Here is a 9182-nt window from a genome sequence, read left to right on the forward strand (position 1 = left end):
CGATAGGCCCGCCGCAGGCAGGCGGCGTCGCCGCAGCGGTCGCGGGCGGTGAGCCAGGCCCGCTGCTCCTGGCGCAGCGCGGCGCCGGATGCCGGTCCGCCGGCGGCGCGGAAGGCGGCGGCCATGCGCTCGTCCAGGCCGGAGAGTTCGTCGTCGGCGCAGATCATCCGCTCCACCGCGCCGCGCGCCTTGCCGCAGTCGAAGCTGGCGCCGGCGGCGACGCCCGGCGGCATCGCCACGAGCGACAGGGCGAGGATGGCGAGCGGCGCCCTCCGGCGCGGCCCGGTGCCGCCGGCCTCAGCCGGCATTGCCGAAGATCCGCTGCAGCACCCGGTCCCCGGGGCGCAGGTTGAGGCGCTCCGCCGTGCCGGCGGCCAGTTCCAGCACCGCCCGCACCGCGCCCCGGCTCTCGATGGTGGCCAGGCTGCGCGGCACGGTGCGCTCGGCGATACGGTGGATGCGGCCGTCGGCGGCGATGAACAGCATGTCGAGCGAGGCGATGGTGTTGCGCATCCACATGGCGCTCTCGCGCGGCTGGCCCCAGTCGAAAAGCATGCCCTCGTCCGGCCTCACCTCGGGCCGGAACATCAGCCCCACCGTCTGCTGCTCCGGCGTCAGCGCCATCTCGACGTCGAAGGCATGACGCTGGCCGTCGCGCGTGACGATGACGAGCGGCTCGGTGGGCAGGCGCGGCTGCGGCCCCTCGGGGGAGGAGCCCTGGGCCGGGGCGGAGCGGTTGGCGAGTGCGGCCAGCCCGGCGAGGGCCAGCAGGGAGCGGCGATGCATGACGCCCTTATGCCACGCCGCGCAGGGGGTCCGGCAGCCCCTCCAGCGTGGCGGCGGCCAGATGCCGGATCTCGCCCCGCACCGGTCCCGGCCGTGGCGGATCGCGCAGGGTGGTGAACCAGTGCTCCGGCGGGTTGCGGCCGGCGGCGCGGTGGAAGCTCAGCGCCCGCAGCACCGCCTCCGCCTCGGGCGGCAGGCGCTCCGGCGGCTCGCGCCCATCCAGCACGCCCCAGATCCCGGCCCAGCAGCGCGCCACCGACCAGGGATTGTAGCCCCCGCCCCCCAGCACGATCAGCCGCGGCGCCATCCCCCGGATGGCGCGCACCGCCTCCCAGTAGGCGTTGTTCGAGAGCGAGAGCCGCGCGAGCGGGTCCTCCTCCAGCGCATCGGCGCCGCATTGCAGCATGATCGCCTGCGGCCGCAGGTGGCGCGCCACCGGCAGCACCGCCTGGCGCAGCAGGTGGAGGAACTCGTTGTCGTTCAGTCCCGGCGGCACCGGGATGTTGCGGGCATACCCGCCGGCGCGGTCCTCCAGCGCCCCGGTGAAGGGCCAGCGCCCGCCCTCGTGGATCGACAGGGTGAAGACGCGCGGGTCGTCCTGGAAGGCGTCCTGCACACCGTCGCCGTGATGGGCGTCGATGTCGATGTAGAGGATGTTGGTCAGACCGAGATCGCACCAGCGCAGCAGGCCGAGCACCGCGTCGTTCAGGTAGCAGAAGCCGCTGGCGCGATCCGGCCGGCCGTGATGCGTGCCGCCGCCGGGGACATGGAGGGTGCCGCCCTCCGCCGCCGTCAGGCTGGCGGCGAGCAGGACGCCGCCGGCGCTGGTCGCGGGGCGGCGGAAGATCTCGGGATAGACCGGGTTGCCCCGCGCGCCGATGTGGAAGCGCTCGCGCACCTCGGCGGGCACCGCCTGCTCCGCCTCGGCCCGCATCAGGGCGGCGATGTAGTCCGGGTGATGGAAGCGCGCGAGCTCGGCCGGCGTGGCGCGCGGGCTGTCGAGGTAGCGATCCCCGGGCAGCCAGCGCAGCGCGCGGATCAGGTCCAGCGCGGTGGAGACGCGCGGGATGGCCAGCGGGTGCTTCGGCCCGTAGGTGGACTTCCGGTAGATCTCGGAACCGATGAGGCGTGGCGAGGGGGCGGGCATCCGGTCACGGCGGAGAGGGAGGCTCCTGGAGATGGGGCCGCGGCGGCGGATGGGAAGCCTCCGGCCGCCCGGGCTTGCGCCCCGCCCGCGCCTGTCGCATAGAGACGTCATCTTCCGGGGGGAGCCCGATCGCGCGGGCTGAGAGGCAGGGATGGGCCCTGCGACCCCTTGAACCTGATCCGGGTCATGCCGGCGAAGGGATCGGTGGTCTGCCATGGCATCCTCGGATGGACTTGCCCTGCATGTGTCCCTGCCCGCCATCCGGCTGGGCGGCCGCGCGATCCTGGGCGCGGCGCGGCTCGATGTCGCCGCCGGGCGGCTGACCGCCCTGCTCGGCCCTTCCGGCGTCGGCAAATCCACCCTGCTGCGTCTGCTCGCCGGCCTGCTGCCGTTGCCGCCGGGCGCGCGGGTCACGACCGGGGACGGCAGGCCGCTGCAGGGGCGCGTCGCCTGGATGGGCCAGCAGGATCTGCTGCTGCCCTGGCTCGACCTGATCGGCAATGTCGCGCTCGGCGGGGGGCCCCCCCCCCCGATCTCGACCGCGCCCGCGCGCTCATCGCCGCCGTCGGGCTGGCCGGGCGGGAGGGCGCCCGGCCGGCCCAGCTGTCCGGCGGCATGCGGCAGCGCGCCGCCCTCGCCCGCACGCTGATGGAGGACCGGCCGATCGTGCTGATGGACGAGCCCTTCAGCGCCGTGGACGCCCCCACCCGGCACCGGCTGCAGGGGTTGGCCGCCGGCCTGCTGCGCGGCCGCACCGTGCTGCTGGTGACGCACGACCCGCTGGAGGCGCTGCGCCTGGCGCACCGCATCCTGGTGCTGCGCCCGGCCCCGGATGGCGCCGTGGCGGAGGAGCAGCCGATGCCCCCCGGCGAACCGCTGCGCCCGGCGCACGAGCCCGCGGTGCTGGCCGCGCAGGCGGCGCTGCTCGAGCGGCTGGCGGAGGCGGTGTGAGGCCGCTGCTCGCGGCCCTCGGGCTGCTGCTGATCTGGGAAGGCTTCGTGCGCTGGAGCGAGGTGCCGCCCTTCCTGCTGCCCTCCCCGCTGCGCGTCGCGGATGTGCTCTGGCGGCGCTGGGAGATCCTTTGGCCGCATGCGGTGACGACCGGCACGGAGATCCTGCTCGGCCTCGCCCTCGGCACGCTGCTCGGCTGCGCGACGGCGCTGCTGCTCGCCGCCTGGCGTGGCGGGCGGCGCTGGCTGCTGCCCCTGCTGGTCGCCAGCCAGGCCATCCCGGTCTTCGCCATCGCGCCGCTGCTGACGCTCTGGCTCGGCTTCGGCCTGGGCAGCAAGATCGCCATGGCGACCATCATCATCTTCTTCCCCGTCGCCACCGCCTTCTATGATGGGCTGCGCCGGACGGAGCCGGGCTGGCTCGACCTTGCCGCCACCATGGGTGCCTCCCGCCGCGCGGCGCTGTGGCGCATCCGCGTGCCCGCCGCCCTGCCCGGCCTGGCCTCCGGCCTGCGCGTCGCCGCCGCCGTGGCGCCGATCGGCGCCGTGGTCGGCGAGTGGGTCGGCGCCTCGGCGGGGCTCGGCTACGTCATGCTGCAGGCCAATGGCCGCAGCCAGACCGACGTGATGTTCGCCGCCCTGACCCTCCTGGCCGGCATGGCCATGGCGCTGTGGTTCGCGACCGACCGGCTGCTGCGGGCCCTGCTGCCTTGGCAGCCGGACCAGCTCTCCGAGGACACCGAGAAAGGAAGACCGTTATGACCGGGACGACCCCTGGGATCACCCGCCGGGCGCTGCCCGGTTTGGCGCTGCCCCTGGCCCTGCCGCTCGCCGGCCCCGCCGCGGCCCAGGCGCCGGCTCAGGCGCCGGCTCAGTCCCCGGCACCGACCGCCGCGCCGGCCTCGCTGACCCTGCTGCTCGACTGGTTCGTCAATCCGGACCATGCGCCGATCGTGGTGGCGCAGGAGGCCGGCTTCTTCGGCCGCGCCGGGCTCGCCGTGCGGACCATCGCCCCGGCCGATCCGAACGACCCGCCCCGCATGGTGGCGGCGCGGCAGGCCGACCTTGGCGTCTATTACCAGAAGAACCTGCATCTGGCGGTGGACCAGGGCCTGCCGCTGGTCCGCGTCGGCACGCTGGTGGCGACGCCGCTCTCCACCCTCTCGGTGCTGCGCGACGGCCCCATCCGCTCGCTCGCCGACCTCAGGGGCAAGCGCATCGGCTTCAGCACGGCCGGATTCGAGGAGGTGGCGGTGGGCACCATCCTGGGCACGGTCGGGCTCGGCGTGCGGGACGTGCAGCTGGTCAACGTCAATTTCGGCCTGTCCTCGGCGCTGATGTCCGGGCAGGTGGAGGCCATCCTCGGCGGCTTCCGCAACTTCGAGCTGCACCAGCTGGAGATCGAGGGCCGGCCCGGCCGCGCCTTCTACCCCGAGCAGCACGGCATGCCGATCTATGACGAGCTGATCTATGTCGCGCACCGCGACCGGGCGCGGGACCCGGCGCTGCGCCGCTTCATGGACGCGCTGGAGGGCGCCACCACCTTCCTCATCAACAATCCCGACGAGTCCTGGAAGATGTTCATCGCCGGGCCGCGCAAGGAGCTGGACAACGAGCTCAACCGCCGCGCCTTCCGCGACACGCTGAACCGCTTCGCCCTGGCCCCGGCGGCGCTCGACGCGAACCGCTACCAGCGCTTCGCCCGCTTCCTGCACGAGAAGGCGATGATCGGCGCGGTGCCGCCGGTGGAGCGGTACGCCGTGGAGCTTCCCGCCGCCTGATGAGAATCAAATCCTAATTCTCTTGTGCAAATGCCGCGTTTGATATAGGAATTTCTTCCGAATGCCCGATCGGGCCAGGAAGGAGTTCCCGTATGCTCACGCTGCCGCAACTGCGAGCCCTGTACCCGGAGGCCCCGGCCGCCCATCTCGCCGCCTTCGCGGCGGAGGCGGCCCGGCTTCTCCCCGCGCACGGGCTGGCCGCCAACCGGCAGCGCTGCCACTTCTTCCTGGCGCAGCTCGGCCACGAATCGGGCGGGCTGCAGTTGCGGACGGAGAACCTCGCCTATTCCGCCGCCCGGCTGATGCAGGTCTGGCCCTCCCGCTTCCCGACGCCTGAGGCGGCCCGTCGCCTCGCCTTCTCGCCCGAGGCGTTGGCCGAGGCCGTCTATGGCGGGCGCATGGGCAACGACCGGCCAGGCGATGGCTACCGCTACCGCGGGCGCGGCTATATCCAGATCACCGGGCGGGAGACCTACCGCGCCCTCGGCCGGCTCTGCGGCCTGCCGCTGGAGGAGGAGCCGGGCCTCGCCGACGACCCCGCGCATGCCGTGACCATCGCCTGCGCCTACTGGTCCTGGAAGCGGCTCAACCCGCTTTGCGATGCCGGCGACTATGCCGGGCTGACCCGCCGCATCAATGGCGGCCTGACCGGATTGCAGGACCGCTACGGCTGGCTGGAACGGGCGCAGCGCTGCATCCCCTGGCCGGAGGCGGGATCGGAGGCGCTGCCGCTGCCCCGGCTCCGGGCGGTGCAGCGGGCGCTGAAGGCGCGCGGCCTCTATGACGGCTCGATCGACGGCATCATCGGCCGCCGCAGCCTCGCCGCCATCGCCACGCTGCGGGCCGAGCTCGGCCTCCCCGGCGAGGGGTTGGACGCGCCGCTGCTGGCCGCGCTCGCCGCCTGAGGCCTCAGCGCTTGCGCACGAACTCCGTGCGCAGCACCAGGCCCTTGATGCTGTCGTGGCGGCAGTCGATCTCCTCGGGATCGGCGGTCAGTCGGATCGAACGGATCACCGTCCCCTGCTTCAGGGTCTGGTTCGCGCCCTTGACCTTGAGGTCCTTGATGAGCGTGACGGAATCGCCATCGGCCAGGAGGTTGCCCGCCGCGTCGCGCACCTCCACCCGGGCGGCCGCGGCGGTGGCCGCCGCGACCTCCGAGGCCGGGCGCCACTCGCCGCTGGCCTCGTCATAGACATAGTCCTCATCGCCGGACATCGCCGCCTCCCTGCTGGAACGCGGCGGTTCTCCGCCCGGGCCGGGCTTCGCGCAAGCGCCCTGATGCGCATGGCAAGGGGGCGCATGGCAGGGCGCGCGCGGGCTCCGCTCAGGCGGGGACGGCCGCGGGCTGCGCCAGCAGGTCGGCGTGGTACTTCTCGGCCACGTCGGGGTGCGAGCGCAGCCGGCCCTTCAGGTAGTTCTGGCCGACCGAGCGGAAGAGCGGGTTCTGCGGGTCGCTCGCCGGCCCCTTGGCCTCGGCGGCCAGATGGGGCGGCAGGTCGAGCAGCGGCACCTCGGCATCGAGCCGCGCGCCGAGGAAGAACGCGACCGAGATCCGCTCCGCCCCCGCCTCCGGGCTGACCACGCGGTGCAGTGTCGCCTTGAGGTAGCCGTTCGAGGCCAGTTCCAGCAGCTCGCCGATATTCACCACGAAGGTGCCGGGGCGCGGCTCGGCGTCGATCCACGCGCCCGCCTCGTTCTGCACCTGCAGGCCGCGCCGGCTGTCCTGCAGCACGAAGGTCAGCAGACCGCTGTCCTTGTGCGCGCCGACGCCCTGGTCGCCGGCGCCGTCCTGACCGGGATAGCGGATGATCTTCATCGTCTGGTTCGGCTGGCCGGCATAGATCGCCTCCAGCGCATCCGGCTGGCCGACCAGCGCCTCGGAGAAGGCGCGGAGCAGGCGGATGCCGACCTCGGTGAGCCGCGCCTGCCAGTGCAGCAGGGCGGGCTTCAGCTCCGGCAGCGCCTCCGGCCACTGGTTCGGCCCCTGCAGCCGCTTCCAGCCCGGATCGCCCGGCCGCCAGTCCAGCGCCTCCCGCTCGGCATGCACGTCGAACTGCTCGCGCTGGTCCTGCTGGCCGCGCGTCAGCTCGCGGCCGACGCGGTTGTAGCCGCGGAAATGCGGCGAATGGATCATCTCGACGGCGAGCTTGTCCGGCTCCGGCAGGGCGAAGAAGCGGCGCGAGATGGCCAGCACCGCCTCCATCTCGGCCTGGGTGACGCCATGGCCGCCGAGGTAGAAGAAGCCGACGTCGCGCGCCGTGGCGCGGAGTTCGGCGAGAAAGGCGGCGCGCTCCTCCGGGCCGGCGTCGAGGCGGCTGAGATCGAGCAGCGGGAGTTCGGTGATGCCGGCGGCGACAGGGGCGGTCATGCGGGTTTCCTCGTCGTTCAGGCGGCGGCGGCGAGGCGCGCGCCGGCCAGGGCCTGGTCCAGATCGGCCAGGATGTCGTCGATGTGCTCGATGCCGATGGACAGGCGGACATAGCCCGGCGTGACGCCGCTGGCCGCCTGCTCCTCGGGCGAGAGCTGGCTGTGGGTGGTGGTGGCGGGATGGATCGCCAAGCTGCGCGCGTCGCCGATATTGGCCACGTGGTAGAACAGCTTCAGCCGGTCGATGAAGCGCGCGCCCTCGGCCGCGCCGCCGGCCAGCTCGAAGCCGACCAGCCCGCCATAGCCGCCGGAAAGGTAGCGCTCGGCCCGCGCCCGCGCCGCGCCGGATTGCCGCGTCGGGTGGATCACCCGGCTGACGCGCGGGTGCCGGGACAGCCACTCGGCCACGGCGGCGGCATTGGCCGAGTGCCGCTCGATGCGCAGCGCCAGGGTCTCGATGCCCTGCAGGATCTGGAAGGCGTTGAAGGGCGAGATCGGCGCGCCGAGGTCGCGCTGCACCGTGCTGCGCACCAGGGCCACATACGCACCGATGCCGTGCCGCGCCGCCACCTCGGTCCAGACCGCGCCGTGATAGCTCGGATCGGGGGTGTTGAGCGCCGGCTGCCGGGCCGGATGCGCCGTCCAGTCGAAATGCCCGCCATCGACGATGATGCCGCCGATGCTGGTGCCGTGGCCGCCGAGATACTTGGTGGCCGAATAGACCACCACGGCGGCGCCATCCCGGAGCGGCCGGGCCAGCAGCGGCGCGGCGGTGTTGTCCAGGATCAGGGGGATGCCGAGCGGCCGGCCGATCGCCGCGACCTCGGCGATGGGAAAGACGGTCAGCTTCGGATTCGGCAGGGTCTCGCCGTAATAGGCCCGGGTGCGCTCGTCGGTCAGGCGGCGGAAATTCTCCGGATCGGCCGGATCGGCGAAGCGGACCTCGATGCCCTGGCGGCCAAGCGTGTTCGCCAGCAGGTTCCAGGTCCCGCCGTAGAGGTCGGTGCTGGCGACGACATTGTCCCCCGCCCGCGCCAGGGCCAGCAGGGCGAAGGCCGAGGCCGCCTGGCCGGAGGCCAGGGCCAGCGCGCCGACGCCCCCCTCCAGCGCCGCCACACGCTTCTCCAGCACGTCGGTGGTGGGATTTCCCGTCCGGGTGTAGGTAAATCCGAGCTTCTCCAGCGCGAACAGCTGCTGGGCATGCGCCGCATCGGGAAACTGGTAGGAGGTGGTCTGGAAGATCGGCACGGCGACGGCCCCTGTGGCGGGATCGGCCCGCCATCCGGCGTGCAGCGCCAGGGTCTCCGGCTTCTGCGGCCCAATGGCCGCGGCTGCGCCCTGCTGGACTTCGCCATCCCCCGCTGCTTGGCTCATGCCGTCCCCCAAATCACATTCTATCTTTGGTAATTACAGAAACAGCGAAATCATAAAGTCAATAAGAAAGCGGCCGCCCCCTCCGGCCGGCTCGGTGACGGAGGCGGCGGAGCCACCCTTTCCCCCGGCCCCGGCCCGGCCTAGCTTCGCGTATCGGGTTACAGGGAGAGTTGACGATGGAAATGACCGGTGAACGCCGCATCGAGGCGCCGCGCCAGACCGTCTGGGAGGGGCTGAACGACCCGGAGGTGCTGCGCGCCTCGATCCCCGGCTGCGAATCGGTGGAGCGCACCGGCGAGGATTCCTTCCAGGCGCGCGTCTCGATCAAGATCGGCCCGATGGCCGCCAGGTTCACCGGCAAGGTGCAGCTCAGCAACATCAACCCGCCGGAATCCTACACCATCTCGGGCGAGGGCAATGGCGGCGCCATGGGCTTCGCCAAGGGCGGCGCCGATGTCTCGCTGAAGGAGGAGGCGCCGGCCGTCACCCTGCTCAGCTATGCCGTGAAGGCGCAGGTGGGCGGCAAGATGGCGCAGCTCGGCGCGCGGCTGATCGACAGCACCGCCAAGCAGATGGCCGACCAGTTCTTCACCCGCTTCGCCGCCCAGATGAACGCCCCCCAGGGAGCGGAGGCCAGGGCGGAGGCAGGGGCATCGGCGGAGGCGCCGGCGCCGCGCCCCTCCGCCGAGGCCGCCCTGCCCCCCGGCACCGTCCCGACCCCCGCGCCGGGCACGCCGGTCGGCGACGCCTCGCCGGTGGAGCGGCTCGGTGCCGCGA

General features: G+C 73.1%; 12 protein-coding genes and 1 riboswitch. Of the genes, 6 read left to right on the forward strand and 6 right to left on the reverse strand.

Features of this window, described 5'->3' with window-relative positions; translation table 11 throughout:
- From ACVMLK_RS17720 to ACVMLK_RS17730, 3 genes are all read right to left on the reverse strand, one after another.
- A partial coding sequence (locus ACVMLK_RS17720; protein ID WP_457487149.1) for a lysozyme inhibitor LprI family protein occupies positions 1-308 on the reverse strand: 308 nt, incomplete at its 3' end.
- Complete coding sequence (locus ACVMLK_RS17725) at positions 298-786, reverse strand: DUF192 domain-containing protein (RefSeq protein WP_457487150.1); 489 nt, start codon at positions 784-786, stop codon at positions 298-300. The genes ACVMLK_RS17720 and ACVMLK_RS17725, both read right to left, overlap by 11 nt.
- Before the next feature lie 7 nt (positions 787-793).
- Positions 794-1933, reverse strand: a complete 1140-nt coding sequence (locus ACVMLK_RS17730; protein WP_422924408.1) for an acetoin utilization protein AcuC — start codon at positions 1931-1933, stop codon at positions 794-796.
- Between the two features lie 107 nt (positions 1934-2040).
- A riboswitch (TPP riboswitch) is annotated at positions 2041-2152 on the forward strand.
- Between ACVMLK_RS17730 and ACVMLK_RS17735 the strand changes: the two genes are divergently transcribed.
- The 5 genes from ACVMLK_RS17735 (at position 2148) to ACVMLK_RS17755 (ending at position 5569) form a co-directional block, all read left to right on the forward strand.
- Entirely contained in the window at positions 2148-2582 is a 435-nt protein-coding gene (locus ACVMLK_RS17735; protein ID WP_457487151.1) for an ATP-binding cassette domain-containing protein, read from the forward strand. It overlaps the preceding riboswitch by 5 nt.
- Entirely contained in the window at positions 2504-2884 is a 381-nt protein-coding gene (locus ACVMLK_RS17740; protein WP_457487158.1) for an ATP-binding cassette domain-containing protein, read from the forward strand. Before ACVMLK_RS17735 ends, ACVMLK_RS17740 begins: the two co-directional genes overlap by 79 nt.
- A complete protein-coding gene (locus ACVMLK_RS17745; RefSeq protein WP_457487152.1) occupies positions 2881-3645 on the forward strand; it encodes an ABC transporter permease in 765 nt (254 codons plus the stop codon). The genes ACVMLK_RS17740 and ACVMLK_RS17745 overlap by 4 nt, the downstream gene beginning before the upstream one ends.
- Positions 3642-4664, forward strand: a complete 1023-nt coding sequence (locus ACVMLK_RS17750) for an ABC transporter substrate-binding protein (RefSeq protein WP_457487153.1) — start codon at positions 3642-3644, stop codon at positions 4662-4664. Before ACVMLK_RS17745 ends, ACVMLK_RS17750 begins: the two co-directional genes overlap by 4 nt.
- 92 nt (positions 4665-4756) lie before the next feature.
- Positions 4757-5569, forward strand: a complete 813-nt coding sequence (locus ACVMLK_RS17755) for a hypothetical protein (RefSeq protein WP_457487154.1) — start codon at positions 4757-4759, stop codon at positions 5567-5569.
- A gap of 4 nt (positions 5570-5573) precedes the next feature.
- On the opposite strand, the gene ACVMLK_RS17760 is transcribed toward ACVMLK_RS17755, so the two are convergent.
- From ACVMLK_RS17760 to ACVMLK_RS17770, 3 genes are all read right to left on the reverse strand, one after another.
- Positions 5574-5879, reverse strand: a complete 306-nt coding sequence (locus ACVMLK_RS17760; protein WP_198364714.1) for an alkylphosphonate utilization protein — start codon at positions 5877-5879, stop codon at positions 5574-5576.
- 109 nt (positions 5880-5988) lie between these two features.
- Positions 5989-7032, reverse strand: coding sequence for an isopenicillin N synthase family dioxygenase (locus tag ACVMLK_RS17765; protein WP_457487155.1), 1044 nt, complete (start codon positions 7030-7032; stop codon positions 5989-5991).
- Between the two features lie 17 nt (positions 7033-7049).
- Complete coding sequence (locus tag ACVMLK_RS17770; protein WP_457487156.1) at positions 7050-8405, reverse strand: O-acetylhomoserine aminocarboxypropyltransferase/cysteine synthase family protein; 1356 nt, start codon at positions 8403-8405, stop codon at positions 7050-7052.
- A gap of 176 nt (positions 8406-8581) precedes the next feature.
- Here ACVMLK_RS17770 and ACVMLK_RS17775 point away from each other — a divergent pair.
- Positions 8582-9182: CoxG family protein (locus tag ACVMLK_RS17775; RefSeq protein WP_457487157.1), on the forward strand; the 601-nt coding region annotated here is incomplete at its 3' end.

It is taken from the genome of Teichococcus aerofrigidensis (genome assembly GCF_054073225.1).